Source organism: Halogeometricum sp. CBA1124, assembly GCF_009741955.1.
Classification (GTDB): Archaea; Halobacteriota; Halobacteria; order Halobacteriales; family Haloferacaceae; genus Halogeometricum; species Halogeometricum rufum.
In genome coordinates this window covers 1-26,335 of the sequence record NZ_WPCD01000032.1, presented here as the reverse complement: position 1 = coordinate 26,335, position 26,335 = coordinate 1, and the positions used below count along the sequence as shown (strand labels likewise).

The 26,335-nt window shown below is 66.7% G+C and carries 17 protein-coding genes and 4 pseudogenes; 11 read left to right on the top strand and 10 right to left on the bottom strand.

The features are described 5' to 3' along the window. The 3 genes and pseudogenes from GJ632_RS23195 to GJ632_RS23185 all read right to left on the bottom strand — a co-directional run. A pseudogene (locus tag GJ632_RS23195) lies at positions 1 to 2,220 on the bottom strand (hypothetical protein); the annotation flags it as partial. A gap of 2 nt (positions 2,221 to 2,222) precedes the next feature. Continuing rightward, positions 2,223 to 2,948: a transglutaminase-like domain-containing protein gene (locus tag GJ632_RS23190; RefSeq protein ID WP_343161064.1), complete on the bottom strand. Its 726-nt coding sequence runs from the start codon at positions 2,946 to 2,948 to the stop codon at positions 2,223 to 2,225. A gap of 71 nt (positions 2,949 to 3,019) precedes the next feature. Beyond that, complete coding sequence (locus GJ632_RS23185) at positions 3,020 to 3,562, bottom strand: transglutaminaseTgpA domain-containing protein (RefSeq protein ID WP_231751379.1); 543 nt, start codon at positions 3,560 to 3,562, stop codon at positions 3,020 to 3,022. 664 nt (positions 3,563 to 4,226) lie between these two features. On the opposite strand from GJ632_RS23185, the gene GJ632_RS06760 reads away from it, so the two are divergent. Together GJ632_RS06760 and GJ632_RS06755 are read left to right on the top strand one after the other, a co-directional pair. Next, complete coding sequence (locus GJ632_RS06760; protein ID WP_089811253.1) at positions 4,227 to 5,042, top strand: ParA family protein; 816 nt, start codon at positions 4,227 to 4,229, stop codon at positions 5,040 to 5,042. Further along, positions 5,035 to 5,424, top strand: a complete 390-nt coding sequence (locus tag GJ632_RS06755; RefSeq protein ID WP_191452474.1) for a hypothetical protein — start codon at positions 5,035 to 5,037, stop codon at positions 5,422 to 5,424. Before GJ632_RS06760 ends, GJ632_RS06755 begins: the two co-directional genes overlap by 8 nt. A gap of 72 nt (positions 5,425 to 5,496) precedes the next feature. Here GJ632_RS06755 and GJ632_RS06750 read toward each other — a convergent pair whose 3' ends face one another. Together GJ632_RS06750 and GJ632_RS06745 are read right to left on the bottom strand one after the other, a co-directional pair. After that, complete coding sequence (locus tag GJ632_RS06750) at positions 5,497 to 5,781, bottom strand: helix-turn-helix domain-containing protein (protein WP_191452473.1); 285 nt, start codon at positions 5,779 to 5,781, stop codon at positions 5,497 to 5,499. Positions 5,782 to 6,061: 280 nt separating this feature from the next. Then, a complete protein-coding gene (locus GJ632_RS06745; protein ID WP_089811246.1) occupies positions 6,062 to 6,643 on the bottom strand; it encodes a hypothetical protein in 582 nt (193 codons plus the stop codon). 420 nt (positions 6,644 to 7,063) lie between these two features. On the opposite strand from GJ632_RS06745, the gene GJ632_RS23180 reads away from it, so the two are divergent. From GJ632_RS23180 to GJ632_RS06710, 7 genes and pseudogenes are all read left to right on the top strand, one after another. Next, positions 7,064 to 7,336: a hypothetical protein gene (locus GJ632_RS23180; protein ID WP_231751378.1), complete on the top strand. Its 273-nt coding sequence runs from the start codon at positions 7,064 to 7,066 to the stop codon at positions 7,334 to 7,336. 141 nt (positions 7,337 to 7,477) lie between these two features. After that, positions 7,478 to 8,269 carry a hypothetical protein gene (locus tag GJ632_RS06735; RefSeq protein WP_231751377.1) on the top strand — a complete coding sequence of 264 codons (792 nt, stop codon included), beginning with the start codon at positions 7,478 to 7,480 and terminating at the stop codon, positions 8,267 to 8,269. Continuing rightward, positions 8,257 to 10,031, top strand: a pseudogene (locus GJ632_RS06730) (spermidine synthase). The gene GJ632_RS06735 and the pseudogene GJ632_RS06730 overlap by 13 nt, the downstream one beginning before the upstream one ends. A 2-nt stretch (positions 10,032 to 10,033) precedes the next feature. Further along, positions 10,034 to 10,573: a DUF2617 family protein gene (locus GJ632_RS06725; protein WP_231751376.1), complete on the top strand. Its 540-nt coding sequence runs from the start codon at positions 10,034 to 10,036 to the stop codon at positions 10,571 to 10,573. Beyond that, the gene (locus GJ632_RS06720; RefSeq protein WP_191452472.1) at positions 10,570 to 11,508 is read left to right on the top strand and encodes a hypothetical protein; all 939 of its coding nucleotides are present in this window, start codon (positions 10,570 to 10,572) and stop codon (positions 11,506 to 11,508) included. Before GJ632_RS06725 ends, GJ632_RS06720 begins: the two co-directional genes overlap by 4 nt. Before the next feature lie 448 nt (positions 11,509 to 11,956). Continuing rightward, positions 11,957 to 14,130 (top strand): annotated as a pseudogene (locus GJ632_RS25815) (pentapeptide repeat-containing protein). 235 nt (positions 14,131 to 14,365) lie between these two features. After that, a complete protein-coding gene (locus tag GJ632_RS06710; protein ID WP_191452471.1) occupies positions 14,366 to 16,711 on the top strand; it encodes a BGTF surface domain-containing protein in 2,346 nt (781 codons plus the stop codon). A 383-nt stretch (positions 16,712 to 17,094) separates the two neighbouring features. On the opposite strand, the gene GJ632_RS06705 is transcribed toward GJ632_RS06710, so the two are convergent. The 3 genes from GJ632_RS06705 to GJ632_RS06695 all read right to left on the bottom strand — a co-directional run bounded on the left by GJ632_RS06705 (position 17,095) and on the right by GJ632_RS06695 (position 20,719). Next, positions 17,095 to 19,038, bottom strand: coding sequence for an archaea-specific SMC-related protein (locus tag GJ632_RS06705; protein ID WP_191452470.1), 1,944 nt, complete (start codon positions 19,036 to 19,038; stop codon positions 17,095 to 17,097). Between the two features lie 205 nt (positions 19,039 to 19,243). Further along, positions 19,244 to 19,909, bottom strand: a complete 666-nt coding sequence (rdfA, locus tag GJ632_RS06700) for a rod-determining factor RdfA (RefSeq protein ID WP_191452469.1) — start codon at positions 19,907 to 19,909, stop codon at positions 19,244 to 19,246. A 387-nt stretch (positions 19,910 to 20,296) separates the two neighbouring features. After that, complete coding sequence (locus GJ632_RS06695) at positions 20,297 to 20,719, bottom strand: helix-turn-helix domain-containing protein (protein ID WP_191452468.1); 423 nt, start codon at positions 20,717 to 20,719, stop codon at positions 20,297 to 20,299. A gap of 1,310 nt (positions 20,720 to 22,029) precedes the next feature. Between GJ632_RS06695 and GJ632_RS06690 the strand changes: the two are divergent. Next, positions 22,030 to 23,282, top strand: a pseudogene (locus GJ632_RS06690) (orc1/cdc6 family replication initiation protein). A 553-nt stretch (positions 23,283 to 23,835) separates the two neighbouring features. Next, positions 23,836 to 24,645 carry a hypothetical protein gene (locus GJ632_RS06685; RefSeq protein WP_191452467.1) on the top strand — a complete coding sequence of 270 codons (810 nt, stop codon included), beginning with the start codon at positions 23,836 to 23,838 and terminating at the stop codon, positions 24,643 to 24,645. A gap of 48 nt (positions 24,646 to 24,693) precedes the next feature. On the opposite strand, the gene GJ632_RS06680 is transcribed toward GJ632_RS06685, so the two are convergent. Together GJ632_RS06680 and GJ632_RS06675 are read right to left on the bottom strand one after the other, a co-directional pair. Next, positions 24,694 to 25,659, bottom strand: a complete 966-nt coding sequence (locus GJ632_RS06680) for a T9SS C-terminal target domain-containing protein (protein WP_191452466.1) — start codon at positions 25,657 to 25,659, stop codon at positions 24,694 to 24,696. Positions 25,660 to 25,818: 159 nt separating this feature from the next. Next, positions 25,819 to 26,335, bottom strand: a 517-nt coding sequence (locus tag GJ632_RS06675) for a PGF-CTERM sorting domain-containing protein (RefSeq protein WP_191452465.1), incomplete at its 5' end; no start/stop codon positions are given.

Here is a 26,335-nt window from a genome sequence, read left to right as displayed (position 1 = left end):
TTCCGCGCCGGGGTCGTCGGCCTCGTCGGACGACGTGTCGGAGTCGCCGGACGGTCCGTCGGCGTCGACCGCGGCCGCCGACCCCGGGGCGCAATCGGTCGCCGTCTCGGGGACGACGCCCTCGCGGAGTTCGAACAACGCGTCGAGCGTCGCGTCCACGCGCCGTCGACGCTCCCGCGCGGGGTCCAGCCACGCCCGAATCCGAGCGCGGAACGGCATCCGCCCGTCGGCGGCGAGGAACGCCGCCGCGAGGGCGTCGTCCGTCCACGCGCCGTCTTCGATTCGCCGCCGCGCCGTCTGCCGGTCAGCCTCCGTCGCGTCGACGCACAGTCCGGTCGCCGTCTCCCTGAGTCGGGCGGCGACGGGCCGCATCGCGCCGTCGTCGTCGGAGACGACTGCCTCACCGACGAGTTGGTCGAACTCGCTGCCGACCCGAATCGACGCCGGGGCGGCGACGCCCTCCGGCGGCCTCTCTCTGAGCTGTGTATAGCGGTCATCGGTTGATGAGTCGCGGTGCCGGGCGAACCAGAGGCCCGCGAGGAGGAGTGTCACCGCGAACAGGAGGAGAAACCGGCCGCCGTCGACCGACTCGCCGACCGTCGCGAGCGGAGCCACCCACTCGGATGGGACGACGCCGAAGGCGACTGCGGCGGTGCCGGCGACGGCGGCGAGTCCGCCGCGCCCGCGGCAGTTCGGAGCGGTCTCATTCGTCTCCCTCCGGCGTGTCCGCGCCGTCTGGGTCGACGCCCTGTGTGTCGCTCCTGCCGCCCTCGGTCGCGTCAGTCTCGCCACCCGCCGTCGTGTCAGTGTCACCCTCCTCGGTCGGGTCGCCGTCGGTGCCGTCCCTCGCGTCCACCGCCGCGCGAATCTCGGCCGTCGCGCGCGCCATCCGTTCGGACCGGTCGGTCGGCGCGCGGCCGCCGTACTCCACGTCGCGGAACACGTCCCGAACGGCGTACACCGGGTCCGCGGGTAAGCCGTCGGACTCGACGGCGTGGGCGGCGATTTCACCCGGCGTCCGCGACGCCTGCTTCGGGACGGTGACGTGGCCGCGGAACTCGTCCCAGCAGTCGCGGATGGTTCGCGCTTCGGGGTCGGGGTGGTCGTCCGCGACCCCCGCCCGTCTGGCGACGCGCGACCCGACCGCCTCACCCCGGCCTCGGAGGCGAGCGACCCGGTCTGCGGCCCACGCGACGGCGAGTTCGGGCAGGGCCGAGAGGGCAATCGTCCGGTCCAGAACGCCGCGGCCGACGGTTCGGAGCCTGCGGCGGAGCGTCCGAGCGCCGGAGAGGAGAGCGTCCGCGAGTCCCGCGCCGGAGACGACGACGGCGAGGAGCGTATCGAGGAGGACGGACGCGCGAGCGAGACCTCTCGCCAGGTAGGACAGCGGCGAGGTGCCGCGGCGATAGGCGGTGCCGACGACGGCGCCGAGGCCGACGACGACTGTCGCGAGGAGGACGCCGGCGTCAGGAGCATCCCCGAGACGGTTCCGGCCGTCGTCTGGCCGTACCGCGCGGCGACGACGCGGGCCGACGAGGCGGGCGGGAGCGTCAGCGTCGCGGTGCCGTTGGGTCCAGTCGTCGCTACGCGGTCGCCGTTCAGCGAGACGGGGACGCCGCCCGCGCTCTCGTTTCCGAGCGTCGTCCGGACCGTCGTCGTCGCGTACGGGAGCGGCAACAGCGGACGGTCCAGTCGGAGCGTGAGGGCGTCGAGCGCGAGCGTCTCGCTGCCGTCGACAGCGCCGCGAGAGACCGTGACGGTGACGTTTCCGGGGTCGTCGGGGAGGGTGAACGCGGTGCGCCCGGTCGCGTCGGTCCGACCGACGGCGTCGCCGTCGACGCTGACTCGGGCGTCGCGGACCGGCACGTCGCCGACGGTGGCGACCACGAGGAGGTCGCTCCCGGTCACTTCGCTCCCGACGAACGACAGCGAGACGTTCGTCTCCAGCGGATACGAGACGGAGTCGTTCGACGACGCAACCGAGAGCGTCGGACCCCGCACCGAGAACGACCGGTCCGTCTCCCGCGGGGCGGTTCCGACGCCGTCCGCCTCGACTGCGACGTTGGCGGCGTCGGCGTCTGTCGCGAGCGAGACTGTGAGTTCCGCCGCGTACGGTACCGTCGCGACCACGCGTCCGTCGTCGTCGGTCACGCCGACCGGGTCGCCGTTGAACAGGACCGTCCGGCCCGAGACGGGCGCGTCGCCGCGAGTGACGGTCACGGTCACGTCTGCGCCGGGGACCGGCGTCCGGTTGAGCGCGATCGACGACCCGTCGAACGACTCGTCGGGCGTTCCTGTGGCCGAGTCGGCACCGGAGCGTCGGCCGACGAATCACCGTCTGAGGGCGTGGCGGTTGCCGTCTGCGTGGGCGTCGCAGTGCCGGCGGCCGTCGTCGTTCCCGCGGCCGCCTCGGGGGTGGGTTCCGGCGTCCCGGTGGGCGCCTCGGGCGTTCGGTACGTTCCCCCTTCCTGTCGCTCGTACGCGTCTCGTTCGGCGTCGAGGCGTTCCGCGGCGGGCGTGGGGTCGAACCGGACCCAGCCCACGTCGGGGAAGTACACCTCGACCCACGCGTGAGCGTTCATGTTCCGGACGGTGTAGGTGTTCTCGCCGGTCCGTTCGCCGGCGGAGTAGCCGACGACGTAGCGGGCCGGCACGTCCTGCGTGCGCAGCATCACGGCCATCGAGGCGGCGAAGTACTCGCAGTACCCCCGGTCCATCTCGAACAGGAACGACTCGACGGGGTCGTCGCCGTCGTGCGACGCCGACAGCGAGTAGCCCCTGTTGGACTCCAGATACCGCTCGACGGCGACGGCTCTCTCGTAGGGCGTCGTCGCGTTCGCCGTCACCTCGTCGGTGAGGCCGGCGACGCGCGGCGAGAGACCGTCCGGAAGCGTCGTGTAGCGTGACTCGACGGACGCCGGATAGTCGGTTCCGGCGGTCCGGAGCACGCTCGCCTCCCGCGGCGGCCGCGTGCTCTCGGCGGTGTACGTCGTCCCCGCGTCGAGGCCCGACGGCGCGGCTATCGCTCGTCCCTCGGAGACGGCGAGGTCCGTCCCGTCGAGAGCGACGGTGTTCGGTCGCCACGCGGTCGGAAGCGCCGTGGCGGACGTTCGAGCGAGACGCGGTAGGTCATCCGCGCGCCCCGCGCGTCGGGTGAGACGTCGCCGTCGTACGGCCGCGAGGCGGCGGCGCGTTTCCATCCGGTGCCGGTGTACGTCGCGTACGACCCGGTGCGCCAGTACGCCGAGTCCGGACTTCGGACGGTGAAGTGAACCCCGCTGTCGAGGGAGCGGTAGGGGTTCGAGTCGTCGGTGACGTCGCCGCCGACAGTAGTGTTCGACCGGGGGTTCAACGCTCCGAGGCCGCCGGCAGAACCCGAACCCGACCCGGCGTCCGAGTCGAACACGAGCAGCGACTTCGCGGGCGCGTCGCCGACGGCAGTGGAAAGCGGGGCGACGAGTGCGGCGGACAACACCACCGCGACGACGCAACAGCACGCGAGGACGACTCTGCCGATGCTGGGGCCGTCGCCTGTGTCGAGCGTCGTTCGGTCGTCGGACATGGTGGAGGGCGGTCGATTCGGTCGCGGAGAACCGTTTACCGGCCAACTATCTCGTCAGCTTATATATCTACGCCTCTCCCGCCATGCGGAACCGCTCCCTCACTTGGACATTGCAGACTGCGTACCCGGCTTAGAAATTGTGAACATCGCGAACAGGCGAGACCGTTCGGACGGGAGCCGAAGTCTGAAAAATTGTGAGCAGTGTGGAATTTTCGCTCTCAACTCGCAGTGCACAGCGCTCAAACAGTCCGCCAAGTGAACAGTGCCCACCTCGCGTAGAGATTTTAAAAATTGTAGAATTTGTAGAATTCTGAGACATCTCAGCGGAGACAGTTCGAGCAGTCTGCGAGCTCTACAATTTTTGAGAATTGCGAGAATTTTAGAAAGTGTGGTACTACCAATTTGCTTCTAGAAATTGTGAAAATTGTGCTATAATTTGGAAATTTAGGGGGCGCTTATGGATTTTTGCGCTGTCGGATACTCCAAACATTTTAGAAATTGTGAAAGTTTTGAGAATCTCCGAATGTCTGACGAGGTGTTATATGGGATGCCGCAGAAGGAAAGACCGAACCGAACCGGATTGACACCGCCTACAAATTCCACACATTCCACACATCTCACCATGTACGCGAATCGAACACAGTCCGAAGCGGAGGGTCGATAGATGGCGCGCGCCGTGAGCGTCTCTTTGCAGAAGGGCGGCGTCGGGAAGACCACCCTCGCTATCAACCTCGCGGACGCACTCGCCGCGCGAGGGAACGACGTCCTCCTCGTCGACCTCGACCAGCAGGGGAACGCGACGGAGGGCGTCGGTCGGAAAGACCTCTACACCGCCGAGGGACCGCACGTCGGCGACCTGTTGACCGACGACGACCCGGTGGACGTGGAAGAGACACTCCACGACCGGGGCGCGTTCGACCTCCTCCCCGCGCACGTCGACCTCGACGACATCGAGGACCGCATCCGAAACTCCACCTTCGGCGTGCTGTGGGTCCGGCGTCGCATCGTCGAACCCCTCCTCGGCGAGGAGTACGACTACATCGTCATCGACTCCCCGCCGAGTCTCGGTCCGCTCTCGGACGCGTCGCTCATCGGCGCGGGGAACGTCATCGTGCCGCTCCTCATGAGCGAACCGAGCGTCAGCGGCTTCGAACGAATGGTCGAACAGCAGATTCGGCCCATCCGGAAGGAGGTCGACCTCGACATCCTCGCCATCGTACCGAACGACCTGAGCGGGAACAACGAGGAGCGACGCATCATCGACGACCTGGAGGCCTCGCCGTTCGAGCAGTATCTCCCCTCGTTCGGCCGGTCGGACCGGTTCGGCGAGTCGCCCGGACCGGGACTCCGCCACCGCATCGCGTTCAGTCGCGCGTGGCGCGACGGCGAGACGCTCCGCGAGTACGACCCGAGCAGCGACATGCTCGACCGACTCGACGAACTGGCTCGGGTCGTCGAGAACGGAGGCACCGATGCCTGACGAGAACCGCTTTTCGGGTCTCGGCGACGTAGTCGAGGAAGAGGAACCCGAAGCGCCCGTCGGGGAGTCGGGAGAGTCGGCGTCGGCGGAGACGAGCGACGACGCAGGGGTGACGGACGAGGCGGATGCGCTCGACGACGCCGCGTCGTCGGGCAGTCCGGCGTTCGAGTTCGAGGACACGTCGGCGAAGAGCGTCTACGTCCGGCCGGAGACGCTGTCGGTGATGGACGACGCCGAGTTCGAAGTCGAGTCGCTGCTCCGTCGCGACCACGAGGTGCGCGACCTGACCGGACGGGAGTTCCACGACGCTCTCGTCCGCGTCGCCGCCGACCACCCCGACGAGGTGGTGACGGCCATCCTCGCCGCGCGCGAGGAGGAGTGACGGCCCGACGGTCGGCCGGACGGAGCGGTCGACACCACGCGCGGGCAGGACGGCGGCCGAGACGGTGACGGCCTACGCTGGAACGGTCCGCTCGGCGGGGTACTCGATGGCGTCGAGGATAGAACGAACGTCGCTCCATCTGGACCCCCGTCCGACGGTGCCGTCCGCGCGGTCCCACCAGACGAATCCGTGTCGCTCCAACTTCGGGAGGTGCTGGTGACGGAGAACCGTCCGCGTCGAACTCACTCGGGAGTCCGGTTCGACGCGTCGGGCCAGCGTTCGAACCGTGACCGGAGCGTCGTCGGTCAGTGCGAGGAGGACGCGACGCGGCGTCGCGTCCGCGAGTGTCTCGAACATCGAGTTCAGGGACGCAGTCGTCGTGTCACCGTTGCTCATGGTTGTCGATCCGGAACTCGCGTGACTGTGTGCATCCGCCGTGGGCACCGCGTTCGGCGTCGGCGGTAGCGTTTCCGACTACGGTGCGACAGGGTGCGTCGGGCCCACATCGTGCCGTAGCACACAGCGCGAACGCTCGCGTTCCGTATCGACAATCGAACGGCTGGAGCCGTATAAACGTGGTAACTAGGCTGTTTGGTGAGAGCGCGTACCGGGCGGTGCAGTCACGCGAGCGTCGGAGTCACTCCTCGAGTTCCGCCGCTCGAACCGCCTCCTGCAGGCGTGACCCCGAGGGTATAGCCTGGTGAAACAGCACCGAGTCGAACGGCACGTCCCCGTTCACCGACAGGAAGCCGAGTTCTCCCTCGTCGGCCCGACGGAGGTTCGTCAGAAACGCCACTTTCCTGACCGCCGGCACGCCGTCGACGCTCGTCTCGGCGGTGACCGACTCGTACAGTCGTCTGTGTTCGCCGACGTGTTCGACGCACGCCACCGTCGGCGCGAAGAGGAGGAGGAAGTGAACGCCCGGCCCGTCGCGGGCGAGTTTCCGTCGTATCTCGTGCTCGTCGTCCTTGTAGAAGTAGCGCTCCATCCGGCGGTACTGCCGGAGAATCTCGTTGGCCCCCGAGGCGATTCTGACCGCCGGGTCCGCTTTCAGTTCGACGAGGTAGTCCTCGCGTCCGGGCGTCCGCGTGCGCACGTAGACGTCCACCGACCCCCGATTGCCGTAGTGGTCGTACGGTTCTTCGAGTCGGACCTCGCTGTCCTCGAACGCCGCCTCGAAGTGTTCGACCACCGCCGTCGCCAGTTCGTCCTCGCGCATCGGTCTCTGCCGGACAGAGTACGGACCGGGGTTTAGCTCCGCCGATTTCGCGAATCCGAGATAGTCAGGCTCGGGGACCCGCAAAATATCTGATTAACGAGAACGTATATTCTGTTCTGTCTCTATTCTTGAAGTGTTGGTATCTGTGAACGTGTAGCAATCTATATTAATTGTCGGTTAAAACGTCTCTCTCGTGCGTATGGGAGTGAACGACGCACGGGTGTGGGAACTCGTGCGACACCGGGATGGGAGAACAGTCGTACTGGGACTCGGGTGGTGGACCGTCGCACTGAGCAGTATCGCCCTCGCGGACGTTCCGCCGTCGAACCTCGTCGCGGGCGTCGTCGTCTTCGGGGCGACGGTGTTCGGGGCGACGTGCGCCGTTACGGCGCCGTTCAGAGTCGAGCGGACGCTACTCACGTGGGTTGGGGCGCGACTGCTGGCCGCCGCCGCCGCACTCGGGGGCGTCGCAGTCGCGGGCGAGCACTGCTGTACCCGCGGACGCCCGCGGCCGTCGCGTACACGCAGACGCCCGCGGAGGTGCCGGCTATCCTCGCCGGGTCGGTGGCGTCGTTCCTCGCCCTCGTCGCCGTCGGCTACGGAGTCCGCGTCGCCGTCCACGGCGGGTGGTCCGCTATCGGCCGCGTGCGGTCGGTGCGAGGAGTCGTCTTCGCGGGCCGAACCGACCGCTGACGGGTCGCCCGGACCGTCCGCCAGTCCGACCGGTGCGAGCGACGGCGAGCGCGTTCCGCCCACCGGCGGATACGAAGTAAAATCGGAGAGTTCGGCCAGTCAACAAGACATATAACACCCTACTCCGTTATCGGGGACGAAATGAGACGACGCCGCCTCCTCCAGGCATCCGGCGCGGCCGCAGTCGCCGCCGTCGCCGGCTGTCTCGGCGACTCGACGCCGCCGCCCAGACGGTCCAACGCCATCTCCGACGTGTCCTTGGGAGACCAGAGCCAGACGCTCGTGGCCGACGTGGCCGACGACCCGTGGGTGATGTCCCGCTTCGAATCCGGGTCGTCCGGGTCGCTCGACGCACCGGCGTCGCTCCTCGCCGCCCTCAGTCCCGTGGGCGTCGCCAGCGCGCAGAAAGGCGGCGGCCGCGGCGGCGGCAGTGGAGCAACCGGTCGCGGGACGGGCGGGTACAGTAGCGCCCCGCGAACTCACCACGGCTACGCGCACTACCACGGCGACGACGACGACGACGACTGGTACGAGAACCACCGCGACGAGGTGACGCGGTACGCCGCCGCCGCCGGAACGCTCGGGTTCGCCTACCTCGGGTCGAACGCCGCGTTCACCGACGACCCGCCCGGCCCCGGTCCGGTGCCGTGGGACGAGACGGTCGCCGACCCGGGCGGCGTCGAGCGGTTCGACGTGCCGCGAGAGGGCTGGTACCGCGTGGGGACGAAGCTGAACGGGCAGAACGTGAACCACGACTCGGGTGGGCCTCTCTCGACGTCCGAGTCGACGAGCAGTTCGGCAGCGAGGCGTACGACATCGAGGAGACGTGGAAAGTATCTCCGCGGGTCTGACCGCTCGGCCACCGTGACGACCACCGCCCGTCCCACACGACCGATGACCGCTCTCCCCGCCCTCGAACCATGTCGCAGGTGACAGCGCGGACGAAGACGCTCACCCTCCTCGGGGTGACGTTCGTCGTCTCCTTCTGTAGCTTCGCGTACGAGTTCGTCTACTCCGAACTCCTGACGGTGATGTACGGCGGCACGGTCACGCAGTACGTCATCACCGTCGGCCTCTACTTCTTCAGCCTCGGCGTCGGTGCCGCCCTCTCGGACGACCTGTCGGGCGACCGACCGTCGAACCTCTTCCGGACCGAGGTGTACCTGGCCGTCCTCGCGCCGGCGGGCTTCCTCCTCGTCGTCGCCCTCAACAGCGTCCGCATCCCGCAGGCGGTGCGTCGGAACTCCTCTGGGTCGTCGCCCGGTCGCCCGTCGTCGTCGTCGGCCTCCTCTCGGGGTTCGAGTTGCCCCTGCTGACGCGGATGGTCGAGGACGAGGAGGGCGACACCGACGCCCTCGTCCCCGCGTGGGCGTCGCGCGCGACGAATCTGCTTCACGGGGGCGTCGTCCGCGTCATGGGCGTGTTCTGGCACGTCGAACGCACGACGGAGCGCCGGAGCGGACTGTCGCTCGTCCTCGCGATGGACTACGTCGGCGGCCTGTTCGGCGCCGTCGTCTACGCGCGCGTCCTCTACCCGCGACTCGGTCTCATCCCCACCATCTTCGTCCTCGCCCTCCTGAACGGCGTGGCGGCCCTCGCGTTCGTCGCGCGGTTCAGCGGGGAGTGGGGGCTGTTCCGCGGCGAGCGTCGCCGTCTCGTCGGTCGGGAGTCCGCCACCCTCCTCGTCGTCTGCCTCCTCGTCACCGCCTCCTACGGCGTCGCCGTCTACGAACACGAACGCGTCGACGAGACGCTCTCGTCGCTGTACCTCGAACAGGACGTGGAGGACGAGTACGCGCCGGGGGCGATGCGGGCCAGCGTCGTGGGTCAGCACACGACCACGTACCAACACGTCGTCGAGTACGAACGGACGTGGACCGGCGTCGGGGAGAACCCCCACTTCGCGGGCGAGACGGAGCGCTGTCTGCGTCTCGGCACCGCCGTCCAACTCTGCGACAGTTGGGCAGACTCCTACCACTCCGGCCTCGTCGACGTGCCGATGACGAGGTTCGACCACGACCCCGAGACGAACGTCCTCGTCGTCGGCGGCGGCGACTACGTGGCCGTCGACCACCTGCGCGAGTACGACGTGACTGTCGACCAGGTGGACATCGACGCCGAGTTCATGGCGTACGCCCGCAACGACTCGTTCCTCTCGAAGTGGCACGACGACGCCTACGAGTACGACCGCCTGACCACCACCGTCGCCGACGGCTACACCTACCTCCGGCAGACGAACGAGACGTACGACCTCGTCCTCCTCGACGTCCCCGGCGCGACGGACGACGACCTGTTGAAACTCTACTCGACGGAGTTCTACGGCGCGATACGCGACCGGTTGGCCTCCGACGGCGTGGTCGTCACGTGGACGTACGCCGCCTCGGCCTACGGCGACCACAACAAGGCGTTCACGAACACCGTCCGCGACGCCGGGTTCACCCGATACGCGCCGTACTGGGCGTGGGAGGACATCGACGCCGACGGCGACGTCGAACGCGTCGAACGGTTCTACGTCCTCGCGCCGAGCGACCGACCCGGCACGAACGGGACGGCGTTCGACGTGGACCGGGGCGACGACTACGTCCGGAGGCACGGCGACCGCTACCGCGACGTGCGGTGGCGCGAGGTCCCCCGCTACGACGGCGTCGAGGTGAACTCCATCTTCGACCCCAACTACGACATCATCGTCGACTGACAATGACTCACTCACCCACCAACACGACCGACACGACCGACCTGCACTTCGCGTACGCGAGCGACCCCCCGGACGTCGAGCGATTCGACGTGAAGACGCTCACGCCGGGCGAACTCCTCGGACGGCCCTGCGCGTTCGCCGTCATCGGCCAGTCGCACCTCGTGAGTGCGCCCGCACTCGACTACCACGAGGTGTGCTCCTGCGACCCCCTGCCGGCCGCCGCCTCGCAGACGACGGCGCTCGACCCCGGCGCGTCGGGCCGCGTCGCGTTCGAGAGCGACGCCGTCCGCGCGGAGACGACCGTTCGCGTCGAACCGCTCTCGGCGTTTCCGGGTGCGGCGGGGGCCGACGCCGCCTTCCGGTTCGGCCCCGACGCGTGGACCACCGTCGCCGTCGACGACGACGGCGCCGGCTACGAGACGTACCACACCTACCCCGAACGCGACGCGTCCGTGCGGACGGAGACGACGCTGACGCTCACGGGAGCCGATTCGACCGCTCCGAATCCCGAGGGCGAACGACCCGCGGAGGGCCGGCGATGACCGACCGGTCCGTGGACGGTGACCTCGCACTCGCTGGGTCGGAGCGGTCGCCCGTCACCGTCCGCGACCCCGCGGACGCGTTCCTCCAGTCGGGGAGCGTCGCCGGCGACGCGCGCCTGACCGACGCGGAGTACGTCTTCACGAACGAACCGGTCGAACGCGTCGACGGCGAGGCGACGGCGGCGACGACGCTCCGGGCCGACGAGGACGCCTACGTCGAGTCCGGCGGCGTCGACGGCGACCTGACGATAGCCGGCGCAGAGGACGTGTTCGTCCCCGCGGACGCCGTCGCCGGGAGTCTCGACGTGGTCGGCGCGGAGAACGTCTACCGCGCCGCCGGCCCCGACGCCGACCCGACGGCGTTCGACGTGGTGACGAACGGGTGGCGACAGACCGCGACGGCGTCCGACCCCGACGCCGGCGTCTACGTGACGGGGGCGAACCACGAGGTGACCGTCGAGGCGGTCCGAAGCGACGTGGACGTGTACGTCGTCGGCCACGGCCACGAGGTGGAACTCTCGGGGCGCGGCGCGGCGGTGACCGTCCACTTCGTCGGCTACGACAACACCGTCGGCGTCGGCCCGTACCTCTCGGCGTCGGTGGAGAGCGACGCCGGGTTCGAGAACGCGGTCGAAGAGGCGCCGTACCCCGTCGAGGACCTCGTCGAACAGACGAAACGGGAGGCCGCCCGGACGTTCGGCCGCCACAAGGTCATCTACCAGCGACCCGCAACTGACGAGGAGTGGTGCCCGAACTGCGGCGAACCGGCGGACGCCATCGTCGAACGCCACCAGATGGACGCGTTCTTCGTCCTCGGCTACCCACTGAAGGTGTACGACCGCAGTACGAACCCCGCCCGCGAGTGCGAACACTGCTCGCCGAACGCGACGAACGTCGAGTTGAGCAGACGGGAACGCCGCGAGGTGTTAGAGTGACGGCCCCGCGCGGTGCGGAAGCGACGGCGTCGCGGCGACGCGGTCCCCGAACTTTAAGTGCGGGTGCGCGGAATACTCGCCGAATCCGACCGGTTCGGACGACCGGTCCCGACCGGGAGCCACGATGAGACACACCGACTCGACCCCCGAACCCGACGCCGACGGCCCGGACGGCGCAGCCATCGGTTCCGACGACCGAAACGGCGCGACGGCCGCTTCCGACGACGGGCCGGCCGACGCCGCCGGTGCCGGCGCGAGTCGCGCCGAGACGAACGGAACCGCCGCGCGAAATGGGGCCGACGCCGCCCGGCGACGCGACGCGGGCGACGGCGACGACGAGCGCTGTCGGTACACGTTCGACCCCTCCGAACGGACCGACGCCAGCCTCCGGACCACGTGGGAGTGTCCGCACCCCGCCCACGCCGACAGCGACGTCTGCGTGTTCCACATGTCGGCCGACGAGCGAACCGCGCTGGACGTGCGCCCGCAGGACGTGGTCGACCGCCTGTTCGAGAACCTCCACACGGACGACCCGCGCCTGAACGAGTACGTCGGCGCGACGCTCCCGAACCTGCCGCTGACCTACCAGCAGGTGGACGCCGAGACGAACCACGTGCTGAACTTCCAGCACGCCGAAATCGGCGGTATCGACCTCACGCACGGTCGTCTGGACCACGGGTTGAACGTCCGCGAGGCGACGCTCGGCCGCGTCACGTTCGAGGACGCCACCGTGACGGGCGACGTGGAGGCGTCGGGCACCGTCGTCACCGGCGAACTCGACACCTCCGAGGCCACCTTCGAACAGGACGTCCACTTCGACGGCGCGACGTTCGAGGCGACGGTCACCTGCGACGAGACGACCTTTCGAGAGGACACCACCTTCGAGGACGCGACGTTCCGCGGCGTCGTCAACTTCAGAAACGCGACGACGAGTGGGAGCAGTCACGTCCTCGCCGACCACGTCTCCTTCGCGGGCGCGAGTTTCCGCGACGACGCGCACTTCAGACAGACCGACTTCCAGTACGTCACCTTCGAGGACTGTACGTTCGAGGCGGCGGCGGACTTCGAGCACACGAACTTCCACGGGGACAGCGTCTTCCACGGGTGCGTGTTCGACCGGGTGGCGGACTTCGACGAGGCGCGGTTCTCCCACGACGCCGGGTTCAAGAACGTGCGGTTCCGCGACCTGGCGGAGTTCCGCGGCGTCGCGTTCGACGGCGGGAGTCGGACGACGAGCGACGACGTGACGTTCGAGAGCGCCATCTTCGAGGGCGAGGCCGACTTCAAACTCGCGCGCTTTCGCTTCGCCGACTTCAAGTCGGCCGTCTGCCGGGGCGAGTGGAACCTCGACCGGGCGGCGTTCGACGCGCGCGCGGAGTGTCACGGGCTGACCGTCGAGGGCGAGGCGAACCTCCGCAACGTGACGTTCGCGCCCCCGCCGTGTTCGAGGAGGCCCAGTTCGAGGGGAACGTCGCCGGCGTCGAAGCCACGTTCGAGGACGACGCGACGTTCGCCGCGGCGACGTTCGCCGGGCGGGTGACGTTCGACGAGGCGCGGTTCCACGGCGACACCGACTTCGGGGCGGCCACGTTCGAGGACGCCGCCCGGTTCCGCGGTGCGACGTTCGAGGGGGGCGCGAACTACCGCGAGCAGAACTGCTCGTTCGACGAGGCGACGTTCGAGACGGACGCCGACTTCAGCGGTGCCCGGTTCACCCGCGGGTCGTTCTGGGAGACGACGTTCGAGGGGACGTGTACGTTCCGCGAGGCGGCGTTCTCCGAGAGCGGCCGGTTCCACGTCCTCCCCGGGACGAAACCCACCTGCGTCGACCTGACCGACGCGACGCTTCGAAGCGGGACCATCGTCGAGTCGGGCGGCAGCGTCGTCCCGTACGACATGACGAACACCACCGTCGGCGACGTGCGACTGGAGGGCGAGGGCGCGGAGGGCGACCTGCTCGACCACTTCCGCTTCTGTCTCACCGACTTCGACGGCTTCGACTTCAGCAACCACCACGGCTACCTCGAACGCAACGACTGGACCATCCACGACTTCATCGAGAACGACGCCACCGGCAACTACGCCGTCGAGTTGACCGACGAGACGATAGAGGAGACGTACCGGAAGGCCCAGTCGAGTGCGAACGCCGTCGGCGACACGCCCGCCAGCCGGGAGTTCGAGTTCAAGCGCTACTACTACAACCGCAAGAAGAACGCCGACATCCTCCGCAACGAGTACTCGATGAACGCGTGGGGACGGGTGAAGAAGGCCGCAAGCGTCACCCTGAACCTGTTCATGCAGGTGACCTGCGGGTACGGCAACCGCCTGCCCCGCATCGCGGCGTTGACGTTCCTCCTGCCCGCCGTGTTCGGCGTCTTCTACGTCCTCGGCGGCCCGTTCGAGACGCAGGCGGGCGTCATCTGGAACGCCGCGAATCCCGGCGAGGTACTGTTCGACGGCCTCTACTACAGTTACATCAGCTTCAGTACCGTCGGCTACGGCGACGTGAACCCCCTCGGGTGGGCCGCGCGTCTGTTCGCGATGAGTCAGGGGATGTTGAACGGCCTGTTCTTCACCCTGCTCACGTTCACCCTGTTCAAGCGCGTCCTCGGTGGGAGCTAGCACAGGTCGCGACTCACCCTCTCAGAGCCGAACCGCCGAATCCGAGAGATACGCCGGAGTTAGGCGCGGAGTAGCACGTGTCAAATAGATTGTATCCACACAAAGTACTTATCCTCAGCAGACTCACTATCGCTTACATCCTCATCGGAACCCGGTCCGGCGGACTCGCCCGCGCCGACTCTGTCGGCGTCGCGCCGAGGTCGCTCCGACCGTCTCCGACCGAGTAGTGATATCCATGAGTCATACACACAAGACACGAGCGATCGTTCTCTCCGCGTTGATGGTGCTCTCGGTGTTCGCCGGGACCGTCGCGTTCGCGGGAGCAGGGGCGGCACAGTCCACCTTCGAGTACGAGGGCGGCGCCGTCCACTACGTCGACAGCAGCGACGACGCTGTCATCGAGGTACCGTTCAGCGCCCAAGTGAATAGCAACAGTCTGACGACGGACAACTTCACCGTCTTCGACGACGACGAGGACATCTCGGGACAGGTCAGTTCCATCACCCAGCCCCAGAACGGCCGCGTCATCGTCGAGATGAACGACGTCGTGCAGTCGCGCGACATCGAGATTCGCCTCTCGGGCGACATCCAGGACGCGTCCAACAACGACCTCTCGAACGGCGGTCGGAAGGACGTCGCGTTCGCGGCGACGACCGTCGGCCCGAACGGTGACGTGAACGCCTACAGAGGCTCCGTCGTCGCCGTCGTGGCCAGTTCGGTCAACACCGACATCGAAATCACCGACGACGACGACGACTTCACCTACTTCGTCTCCGGGTCGACCGGGACGAACAGTCGCGTCTACACGTTCGACACCGAGAACCGAGACGTCGGCTCCTACGAGGCCACGTTCGACGGCAGCAACGCGGCCACCATCGAACTTCGCGAACTCGGCCTGGACGTCGACATCGACGACCGGACCGTGACGGACGAAGACGAGATAGAGGGCACCGTCTCCGCGAACGCGGGCACCCGCGGCGTGCAAGTCGAACTCCTCGACAGTGACGGCGACGCCGTCAGCGGCGAATCCGTCACCGGCAACCTCGACGGTCAGGGCGAGTTCGAGTTCACGCTCGGGCCCGTCGACACGGACGATTACACCGTCGAGGTGACCGACCTCGGCTCTGGCGTGGTCATCGAATCCGACGTCGTCACCGTCTCGAAGGCCGGTGAGGGCCGCGCGGACATCGCCGGAGGAATCGTCACCCAACAGCGCGGTGACATCGCGAACATCACCGTGACCCTCTCGAACACCGACACCGCGACGCTGACTATCGGCTCCGAAGACGCCGGCTTCCGCGCCAACGTCACCGTCGAGGACGACTCCGGCGACGGGCAAGTCAACGTCCTGTTCAACACCTACGCCGCCACGAACGGCGTGAGCGGCGACGTGTTCGACGTCGCCGACAGCGACGACGACATCGACTCCAGCGACATCGACCCGCAGAACCGCGTCAGCTCGCTCCTCGACGCGGGCGAGTACGACCTCGAAGTCCGCTCCGGCGACGACGCGTCCGACGACTCGCAGGGCGTCGGCACGCTGGTCCTCGAAGAACGCACCACCGACTCGCTCGTCAGTTGGACCGCCCCCACGGGCACGACGTTCGACGACAGCGACGAGGTGTACGAGGCAGTCGCGAACGCCAACGTCACCGAGTCCGACGACATCGCCGACGGCGACCTGGTGATCCACCAACTGCAGGCCTCCGGTCTCGAAGGCGCGCTCGAAGCGCAGAGCGGGAACGACACCGCCGCGTTCTTCGCGTTGAACGGCAACGTGTACGAACTCAGCGTCGAAGAGTCGAACCCCAGCGCGAACCGCGACGCGTTCGTGCTGAACCTCCACGCCGGGAACACCGTCGTCGTCCCCGACCCGGACAACGACACGTACTTCGTGGCGTTCGACACGGACGACGTGGTGGGTGAACGACCGAACGGCCAGACCGTCCAACTCGACGACGGTCAGGAACTGCTCGCGAACTTCACGGTGTACGAGGACGAGGGTAACCTCGCCGACGAGGACCAGACCGTCGAAGACGAGTACGGCATCGTCGAAGCGGAACACTCGCTCGACGAACCCGTGAACGTCTCGGCCGCGTCCGGCCAGACCGTCGCGGGTGAGACCACGGTCGCACCCGGCACGGAACTCAGTCTGCGCGTCCGCTCCAGCGGCGACACGCAGCCGAGCTTCCTGAAGACCGCGTCCGTCTACGTGACCGAAGACGGCACCTACGAAGGGACGTTCGACTTCAGCGAGCAGCAGGCCGGCGACACGTTCGAGGTGACCGTCCGCGGCGGCGCGGCCGACTCCCTCACCGTCGACGGCAACGTCGGCGAGGGTGACGCCACCACCGACACGGCGACCGACACCGTGACGGAGACGCCGATGGACACCGAGACGCAGACGGAGACGGAGATGCCCACCGACGGTGAACCGACCGACACGGCCACCGAGGCCCCCACCGACGGTGAACCGACCGACACGGCCACCGAGACGTCCACCGGAACGCCCGGCTTCGGCGTCGTCGTGGCCCTCGTGGCACTCCTCGCCGCGGCCCTCCTCGCGGTCCGCCGCGACTGAGGAATCTACCGCGCTCCGATCTTTCACTCGGACTCGCTTTCTTCACCGGCCGCGTTCGTTTCCACGCTCCGACTCGAGCAGACGCTATCTCCCAGCGGGCACCGAGATTCGTTTCTCGCTCGGACGTCTAACCATCTCTGCCAACATTCTGAGCATTGTAGAAATTGTGGAAATTTTACTTCTGTTCGAGGTGAGCAGCCCCCATCAGTCCTGTAAATCTGTATTCAGTTACTGTATACAAATCCGTACATATTTATTTGTAGAACAAGTCTGATTCCGTTACTTTCTGAACGGGTCTCGGCGGGAACACCGAGCGACCGACGGGCGAACGGTCGACGGCCGAAATCGGGCCGAACACGGACCGGTCGCGTCCGCGTCTCGTCTCAGATTTCGCGGACGCGTTCGTAGTCGTCGTCGAGTGCCGCCGCGTCCTCGGGGAGGAGAGCGGCGACGGTGTACTCGGCGTACTCGCTGATGTAGTCGATCAACTGGGCGATGCGGCCCGAGTCGATGGCCTCCAGCGAGTCCAGCAGGATGAACGGCACCGTCTCGTGGACGTCGTGGACGAGGTAGCCCGCGAGGGCGAACACGAGTCCCGTCACCTCGCGTTCGGACTCCGAGAGGTGGTCGATGGTGTCCTCGTACGTCGTTCCGTCGGCGGTGCTCCGGATGATGTGCATGTCGAACATCGACTTCTGGACCTTCCGGCGACCCTCTCGGACCGTCTGTTCGGTCCGTTCGATCCAGATGCGGTCGAGGTTCCGGTAGTCGAGGATGTCGAGGACGGTGTCCATGTGCGTGTTGAACTCCTCGACGGCCTCGGACTCGATGCGCTCGATGCGGGTCCGCAGGTCCGCGAGTTCGTCGGCAATCTCCTCGCGCCGAGCCTCCAGTTCGTCGCGTTCGCCGAGTCGAGACTCGACGGACGCTATCTCGTCCTCCGTATCCTCGAGGTCGTTTTCGAGCCGTCCGATCTCGAACTCCAACTGGTTCGCCTCGCGGTGGCGTTCGAGTACGTCGCCGTAGTCGCGAGACTCCAGTTCCTCGACCTCGGATTCGAGCGCTTCGACGCGTTGGGTGAGGTTCTCGCGTTCCTCCTTCAGCGACTCGCGGCGGTCGCGGCGGCGGTCGAGTTCCGCGTCGATGCTCTGGATACGGTCCTCCAGTTCCTCGCGTCGGCGGTCGAGTTGTTCGAGTTCGTCGCGCTCGGATTCGAGGTCGTCTATCTCACTGCGGAGGTCGTTCCGCTGGTCGAGTTTGTCGCGGCGGAGCGACCGGAGGCGGTCTACCGTCTCCTCGATCTGTTCGGTCTCGACTTCGGTCCCGCAGGTCCAGCAGACGACCGTGTCCGACTCGACGAGGGCGTCGGTGACGGAACCGGCACCGGCGTCGTCGCGGAGGGCGGCGGCGACGTCCGCGCTCGTCCCCTCCAGCATGTCCTCGTTGAACTGGATGACGGTCTGGAGTTGGTTCACGCTGGAATCCAGTCGCTGCATCCGGTCGCGGAGGTCGGCTATCTGCGCCTCTATCTCGTCGCCACCGTCTATCTCCGCGGGGATGTCCTCGCGTTCGGCGGTGAGTTCGTCGCGCTCGGATTCGAGCGCATCGATGCTCTCGGCCTCGGCGTCGATGTCGTAGCGGACGTCTTCGAGGTTCGACCGGGCCTCCTTCAGGTCGTCGAGCCGACTCTCCAACTCGTCGCGGTCGTCTCGGGTCTGCTCGACGTTGGCGTCGGCTTCCTCTATCTCCCGCTCTTTCTCCTCCAGTTCCGCGCGTTTCTCCTCGATCTGCTCCTTCAGCGACGTGCGCTTCTGTTCGAGTTCGGGGAGACGCCCGTCGAGGGAGTCGAGGCTGGATATCTCGCTGTCGACTTCGCGTTTCTCCTGTTCGAGGTTGCGAATCTCCGCCTGGATGGCCTCGGTGTCGATGGGCCGCATGATGAGTTCGCGGAGGTCGTCGCCGCGGGCGACGGCCTGTCTGGCCTCGTTCGATTCGAGGAGGAACGCGAAGAGGTCGGCCAGCGTCGCGTCGGTGAGATACGGGTCACCTTCGGTGGCGATTGTACTACCGCGTCGTTTCAGCGTTCGGGTGTACGTCTCGCCGCCGACGGTGAGCGTCACCGAACCCTCGTCTGCGTCGGCCTTCAGCGACGCCCGGTCGCTTCCGAGAGCCGCCATAATCGCCTGCAGAAGTGACGTTCGGTTCGTGGCGTTTCGGCCCGCGAGCGCCGTGACCCCGGGGCCGAGTTCGACCGTCGTCTCTTCGATACCGCCGATGTTCTCGACGTGAAGCTCGACGGACTCTGTCGTAGACTGTGCACGACTCATAGGACATCCAATAGGGCGCGAGTATATAATACTTCATCTCACGTCGCGACGACGTTACAGGAATAACGCTGTAACGATATCCAACTCGGAATACGGAATCGGAGTCGTAAGCCGGCCTCTCCGTCCGAACGCACCTTCGCCGTCTCGGGTGCGGGTCACGTCGCTGACGTGCAGTCGTCGACGGCCGAGGAGTCGAGCGTCGCCGTCACCGAGACGCTTCGGTCTCGCCGGCGGCCGAGACGAGGTTCCCCCCGCACTCGCACCGCCCCTCCTCGAGGAGGTCCTGTACGTCGTACTGCGTCCCGCAGTCCCGACAGAAGACGCGAACGTCGACGAGCACCTCGAAGTCGCCGACGGCGATGCGACCCGTACTCGCGAGGTTTTCGACGATGTTCTCGGAGACGGCCGCCGTTCGGCTTCGGAGTCGCTGGATGGTGTCGAGTCCCTTCTGGACGCGGTCCTCGTCGGTCTGTTCGTCGCGCTTGACCCCGCGATACTTCGTCAGGTAGGTGTGTATCGCCTGATGGGAGACGAAGTTCTTCTGGAGTTCGTCCACGTCGACGCCCTCGCGTTCGAGAGTCTGTCTCGCCTGGGTCTGCATCCCGCTCGACACGTCGTCGTCCGTCAGCAGGCGGTACGTGTTGGCCACTTCGCCGTCGAGCGGATTCATTCCCACCTCGACCATGACCGCACGCAGGAGGCGTCGATTGAAGTCGTCGGCGAGTTCGCGGAGACTCAGGCGGTCCTCTCGGTTCGCCGTCCACCGGTTCTCCAAGCGTTCGCCTTCACCCTCCAGGTCGTACTCGTCGATGAGGCGTCGAACCTTGCTCCGGCGGCCGCGGCCCGACCTCTCGTTCCCGTCACTACTCATTGAACAGTAGATACGAGTTGACGAACCAGTAAATACGTTCCGCCTCTGCAGGCGTCTGCTACGACGCACCGACGACCGACGGTGAATCGCCTCTAGACGCACGACGACGGTGAACCGTCTCTGGACGCACGACGACAGTGAATCGCCTCTGGACGCACGACGACAGTGAATCGCCTCTGGACGCACGACGACAGTGAATCGCCTCTGGACGCACGATAGACGACGCCGTCGTCGTACAGCAGTACGCGCGTCGGCCTTAGGTAACGAGACGAACGAGAGTGCCGAGACGACGGAACGAGTTGGAGGCGGCGGCACGGCGGATTCGACGGAAACGAATCGGAACCGAATCAGAGTCGAGTCGAGACCTGAACGGGACGTGGGTTAGGTTCACGACGACCGCAGTTCGCGGAGGAGGCGACGGACGTGGCCGACCGAGTAAGACACGCCGAACACGCGTTCGACGTGGTCTCTGACGAGTTCGGGGGTCCACTCGTCCGCGTCGTACGCGTGGTCGTTGGGAGACGCTTCGAGGTGTTCCGAGAGTCGCTTCCGGTCCCTGTCGTCCAGTTTCCGGGGGCGTCCCGGCCGGTCCTCGTCGGTGATCGCCTCGGAGATAGGCTCCGTCTCGAACCTGTCGAGCCAGTAGTAGAGCGTCGAACGCGGGATTCCGTACCGTTCTGCGAGGACCGAAACCGGTACGTCGTCGAGGTAGTCCAGAGCGACGACGAGTCGTTTCGCCTCTTTCGCGGAGTCCACGTCTGCGAGAGTGCGACGAAGTTCCTCGGGGTCCACGTCGTCGAGTTTGACCATATCCGGTGCACTGGGTGACCCGACTTAACTCTAAGCACTTCCGTCTGCCACCCGTTTCGCTGGCGGAGAGTCGGAGGGGGAACAGCGGACACGGTGGTGTCCACGGCGACGGAGAGTGACGCGAACGGGTGAACTCGATACGGTGGACGGGCGGCGTGGCCGAGTCGAGACGGCGGTGCGGTAACGAAAGCTGAAAGGGCGGGAGAAACAGGAGCCTCGGGAGCGACGAACGAACTGGAAGAGATGGAGAGAGACGCGCGGGTTACGACAGAAGACGATGCAGCGGTGAAGCTGGAGGGGGAAACCCGAGAGTGGAGGCGACGAAGGAAGTAAAGAGAGACGACGGAAGGGAACCGGAGCGACGATGCGTCCCTCCACTCTGTCCGCTGTTCTGACGGCCAGACCGAGAGAGAGTGCCGACGACGGGGGCGGGTGGATACGGGGCGACGACGGGTGCCGGTGGACACGAGGGCGACGGAGACAGGTGGCCACGAGACGACGATTCAAGTGGGAGTCGATCCGACCACGAACTCAGACCACACCGTCCGGAGTAAACAGACGTAACGTGGGCCGAGATTCACTATTTGCATCTATTCTGCACGTTTTGAATGTCGGCTCCGACCCCACACTGTCCGCTGTTTTTCTCGAACCGACGTGGGCGGATGGCGACACACCACCGTGTCCGCTGTTCTCGTGCCGACAGGAGAGACGACGGAGTCCAGAGGACGGCAACGATTGCGGCGAAGAGAACGACGCCTGCCGACGGACGGGAGAACAGCGGACACAGTGGTGTTGTTAGATTCAAGCAGATGTCTAATTCGTAGCGTACGTGTATCAGACGTGGCTGTGAGGCGTCGAATCGGGAGAAACAGGTATGATAGATAGAGTACGTTTACCGCCGGACGGCCGGCCACACACCCCCTCCACTTTGTCCGCAGTTCTCCGCTCACGGAGGGAGGGGGTATCTGCGGAACGGCGGAACGACGGTGCCGTCGAGTGGAACGCTGTCGAATGTGCGCACGAGAAACCGTCGAATAGGCTTCCCTCAGCACACGAGAGTAGTGAACTCGATCGTAGCCTCTCTCGTTCTCTTCTCTAAGAGGACTACGGAGTAACTTGGCCTTTTGCATAATAAAGCCACCGCTTCTAGAGTGCTTTCGTGGCTGTCGATTCGACCCCACCCCCCCTCTTCGGAGCGGAACTCCGGACAAAGTGGAGGGGGTGTGTTCTCGCGTTTCTTTAAATAGTTAGAGAACAGCGGACACTCCGGACGCGGTGGTTTTATAAACAATCACCGAGACGGCGTGTCTATGGCGCTGTTCGAACGGGACAACGACATCTATCGGGACCGGGACGCCCTCCGGGAGGATTACCAGCCCGAGCAACTGGTCGGGCGAGACGAGGAACTGCGCACCTACCAGGCGGCGCTTCAACCCGTCATCAACGGCGAACAGCCGAACAACGTCTTCCTGTACGGGAAGACGGGCGTCGGGAAGACGGCGGCGACGAAGTACCTGCTCTCGCACCTCCGAGAAGACGCCGCTCAGTACGACGACATCGACCTCTCGGTGACGTTTCTCAACTGCGACGGACTCACGAGTTCGTACCAGATCGCCACCCGACTCGTCAACAGTCTCCGTTCGGAGGCGAACCAGATATCCACGACTGGCTACCCCCTCGCGTCCGTCTACGAGATGCTCTGGGAGGAACTCGACGACCGGGCGGGAACCGTCCTGGTCGTTCTCGACGAGATAGACCACGTCAACGACGACAGCATTCTCTATCAACTCCCGCGCGCCCGCGCGAACGGCAACCTCGACGTCGCCAAGATCGGTCTCATCGGCATCTCGAACGACTTCTCCTTCCGCGACGATCTCTCGCCGAAAGTCAAGAGTTCGCTCTGCGAGCAGGAGATTCACTTCCCGGCCTACAACGCCGAGAACCTTCGCGCCATCCTCGAACAGCGTGCGGAGGTCGCCTTCCACGACGGCGTCCTCTCCGAGGAGGTCATTCCGCTGTGTGCGGCCTACGGCGCGAAGGACGCGGGCGACGCCCGCCAGTCCATCGACCTCCTGATGAAAGCGGGGGACCTCGCCCGCGACGAGGACACCGACACCATCGAGGAGGACCACGTCCGCCGCGGCCGACGCGCCCTCGAACGCGGACGCATCAAGGAGGGAATCAACGGCCTCACCGAACACGGCCACCTCGTCCTCTACGCACTCCTCACGCTCGACCTCGAGGACGAGACGCCCATTCGATCCCGCGCGTCCGACCGCGGTACACTCGCTTCGCCGAACTGGCGAACCGCGACCCGCTGGTCCCGCGGCGGATGCGCGACCACCTGAGCGAACTCGCTATGCTGGGCATCGTCTCGGTCACCGAGCGAAACGAGGGCCGTCGCGGCGGGACGTACCGCGAGTACGCACTCGACATGGACGTCGAACTCATCCTCTCGGCGATGGCCGACACCGTCGAACTCGTCGGCGTCCACGACAGCATCGACCCGTACGTCGAGGGGGGCGACGAACCGACGACGCTCGAAGACTTCGACGACGTCTGATGCGCTCGTGACGTGACGATTGCGGGCGGACGACAGGAACGAGGGGGTTGGAAGGGGAACGATTGAGGCGATTGTGGACCCGCGTCACGCGGCGTCGAGGCGGGATTCCGGTCCGAACGATTCACCCGATTTCGAAACGCCGAGACCTCACTAGTGGATGATACTCCGGACGTGGTGGTGTGGCTCCTTCGAGTGAACCGTCGGCGAACTAGCCAGTCCTCGCGTCGGGCCCACCGTTCGTTCGCAGTCGGCCTCCCCCGGACACCATCGTGTCCGCTGTTCTCGAACGAGAGGAGTTACCAGGCAACTAACTCCGAGACGAGCGGATGCGGACGGGGCGCCGTTCGTCTCCGTACGATGTACGGGCTCGGCGAGAGCTGTTAGTACGATGGAAATGGTAGTTAGTCTGATGTGTATCTCCTCGCCGGACGTCATCAGTCGACAGGAATCGGTTTCGGACGCTCCCGAACGGTCCCGAACTGGTGTGAGTGTCTACCGGATTTATCTCGTTCGCGAGCGTACGCGTTCGGGAACGGTCCTCCACACGACTGCCATGTCACTCGCAATCACGCACTTCGCCTTCGGCGCGGCGGCGACGATGCTCGTCGTCACATTCCTCCTGCCGCGCTTCGGATATCCCAGAGCGTCGAGCGTTCTCGGCGGCATCTGGGCGATGGTACCGGACGCACACCACGTCTCGCCCTCCTTCGCCGAGTCGCTCAGGGCGGTTCACGACTCCGTGTACGCCAACCTGTTCTGGGGACACCGCTTCTTCGACGTCCTCGACCCGGCGGACTCGAACGAGGTGGCACTGCTCAGCGTCGCGTTCTTCCTCGCGGCGACTGTCGTCGCCGAGACGGCCGAGTACTACTTCGGCACGCCGGTGCAGCGGACGTTCCGTCGCGAAGCGCGCGCGCAGAGTCGCGTCTCGTCGCTCGGCGGTGCGTTCGGTGGCGGGACGCTCGGCGACACGCTCGGCGGTCGAGAGCCGGGACGACTCTCGCTCGACCGGCCGTCGCTCGTCCGCGCGGTTCGAATCGTCGGCGGGGCACTCGCCGTCGTCGGCGGCGTCGGCCTGCACGTCCTCCTGTTCCGAACCGGGTCTCACGTCGGCCTGTTGGCCGGCCTCGGCGCGCTCCTCGAACTGTTCGGCGTCGTGACGCTGTTCGAAGACGCGGCCGTCGCGGCGTGGGTGTCCGCGCACGTCTCGTCGGCCATCCGGGCCGGCGCGAGGGCCATCGTCGTCGTCGCCGCGTGCCTCCTCGCGCTCCCGTTGTTCTTCACTCTCTCGACGCCGACGACGCTGTCGGTCGCCAACGCGGCCATCGGAGCGCTCCTCGTGCTCGCGGCCATTCGACTGTGAGCCGACCGAATCACGACACGTCCGCCCGTCCGCTCTCCCAAGAATCGCTCAGCGGCGTCGGCGGACCCGGGCGACGACGGCCCACGAGACGAGGAGTGCGAACAGGGCGACCGGACCGTACTCCGGGACCGTCGAGTTCGACTCTGCGGACGCGCCGGTCTGACCGTCCGCCGTTCCGGCCGTCGAGTCGTCGGCCGCCGTCTGCGCGGGTGCCGACGCCGAGTCATCGACTGCCGTCGCAGTCGCGTCCGCGGCGGCGGCGTCACTGCCCGCGGTCGCGTTCTCGTCTCCGCCCGCGTCACCGACCGTGAGGGTTCGCACCTGACTGGTCGCGAGTACTGCGCTCGCGCCGTCGCCGCTCTGGTTGACGACTTCGACGAGTGCGGTGTAGTTCCCGTCGGGGACGTCTTCGAGCGAGAGGTCGAAGTCGTACAGCCCGCGCCGCACTTCGGAGGCGTTCGTCCGAACCTCGCCTTCGTCGTTCGAGAGGACGAACTGGACCGCCTCGCCGTCGGCGACGCCGCCGGCGACAGTCGCGTCGCCGGTGAGTCCGTCGGCCGTGACGTTGTTCAGCCCGTAACTCACCTCGTACTTCGAGACGACGAGGAGGCTGACGGTCCGCACCTGTCCGCCCGTCGAGAGGACGAGGTGGTAGGTGCCGCGTTCGTAGTCGCTGCCGTCGACGAGGACGGTTTCTCCGGTCGTCAGGCTGTCCTTCTGGACGACCGTTCCGTCGGGCGTCCGGACGGTGACGACGGCGAGTTCGTCGTCGGGGGCAGTCACCTCGACGACGGCCTCCTCGCCGGGGTACAGTCCGACGAGGGAACTGACGTTCGTCGTCGCGCCGTCGACGGTCACCTGTCTGTCGTGGACGGGGACGCTCTCGGGCGTGTCCAGCGAGTAGTCGTCCGCGGCGGTATCGGTGGTCTCGGTCGACTGCGCGACGACGGCGCTCGCGCTGATTCCTGCGAGGAGGACGGTGATACACGTGAGAACGACGAGGAGCCGTTTCATCTGTCCGTCCTTTCGCTCCGGTGAAGATAGTTAGTCGGGGAGTATCTTCCGAGACGCCGTGAAAGTCGATTCGACGGTGATTCCGGCCGCGAGGACGGTCCGAGAGCCGGGACGATTAACGGTCGGATTGTGCCCGTCAGCGACGGGGCTCGTCCGCCCTCAGTCGTGCCGCCGTCGCGCCAGCGTCGCCGCGAGGAGCATCGAGAACACGGCGACGACGACGCCGAATCCGGGCGTCCCCGTACTCGTCCCGGTGCCGGTTTCGGAGGTCAGTTGCGACTCGTCGTCGGACGCCTCAGGAGGCGTGTCCGCTCCCGCCGCCGCGTCGCTTCCGCCGTCCGCCGTCGTAGCGCCGTCTCCCGTCTCGCCGCCGTCCGTCACTCCGCTCTCGTCGCCGTCGGTCGCATCGTCGTCGCCCGAACCCGCCGTCACCGTTCCCGCGTCGTCGCCGCCGGCGGACCCGTTCGTCCGGTTCGCGTCGACGACGGTCACGGTACCGGCCGACCGGTTCCCGATGCGGAGTTCGTACGTCCCCGCCGCGTCGAACGCGTGCGAGAACGCCAGCGTCGCGTTCGCTCCCGCGTCGAGCGTGACGTTGCGGGACGCGACGGTGCCGTTCCCGACGGCGAGTTCGACCGTGGTGGTTCCGTTCGCGTCCCCGACGTTGCCCACGTCG

What these genes read in the sequence shown, in the direction of transcription:
- GJ632_RS23185 (WP_231751379.1), bottom strand. Translation starts at nt 3,562, where the DNA reads ATGTCCGACGACCGAACGACGCTCGACACAGGCGACGGCCCCAGCATC.
- GJ632_RS06760 (WP_089811253.1), top strand. Translation starts at nt 4,227, where the DNA reads ATGGCGCGCGCCGTGAGCGTCTCTTTGCAGAAGGGCGGCGTCGGGAAG.
- GJ632_RS06755 (WP_191452474.1), top strand. Translation starts at nt 5,035, where the DNA reads ATGCCTGACGAGAACCGCTTTTCGGGTCTCGGCGACGTAGTCGAGGAA.
- GJ632_RS06750 (WP_191452473.1), bottom strand. Translation starts at nt 5,781, where the DNA reads ATGTTCGAGACACTCGCGGACGCGACGCCGCGTCGCGTCCTCCTCGCA.
- GJ632_RS06745 (WP_089811246.1), bottom strand. Translation starts at nt 6,643, where the DNA reads ATGCGCGAGGACGAACTGGCGACGGCGGTGGTCGAACACTTCGAGGCG.
- GJ632_RS06735 (WP_231751377.1), top strand. Translation starts at nt 7,478, where the DNA reads ATGAGACGACGCCGCCTCCTCCAGGCATCCGGCGCGGCCGCAGTCGCC.
- GJ632_RS06725 (WP_231751376.1), top strand. Translation starts at nt 10,034, where the DNA reads ATGACTCACTCACCCACCAACACGACCGACACGACCGACCTGCACTTC.
- GJ632_RS06720 (WP_191452472.1), top strand. Translation starts at nt 10,570, where the DNA reads ATGACCGACCGGTCCGTGGACGGTGACCTCGCACTCGCTGGGTCGGAG.
- GJ632_RS06710 (WP_191452471.1), top strand. Translation starts at nt 14,366, where the DNA reads ATGAGTCATACACACAAGACACGAGCGATCGTTCTCTCCGCGTTGATG.
- GJ632_RS06705 (WP_191452470.1), bottom strand. Translation starts at nt 19,038, where the DNA reads ATGAGTCGTGCACAGTCTACGACAGAGTCCGTCGAGCTTCACGTCGAG.
- rdfA (WP_191452469.1), bottom strand. Translation starts at nt 19,909, where the DNA reads ATGAGTAGTGACGGGAACGAGAGGTCGGGCCGCGGCCGCCGGAGCAAG.
- GJ632_RS06695 (WP_191452468.1), bottom strand. Translation starts at nt 20,719, where the DNA reads ATGGTCAAACTCGACGACGTGGACCCCGAGGAACTTCGTCGCACTCTC.
- GJ632_RS06685 (WP_191452467.1), top strand. Translation starts at nt 23,836, where the DNA reads ATGTCACTCGCAATCACGCACTTCGCCTTCGGCGCGGCGGCGACGATG.
- GJ632_RS06680 (WP_191452466.1), bottom strand. Translation starts at nt 25,659, where the DNA reads ATGAAACGGCTCCTCGTCGTTCTCACGTGTATCACCGTCCTCCTCGCA.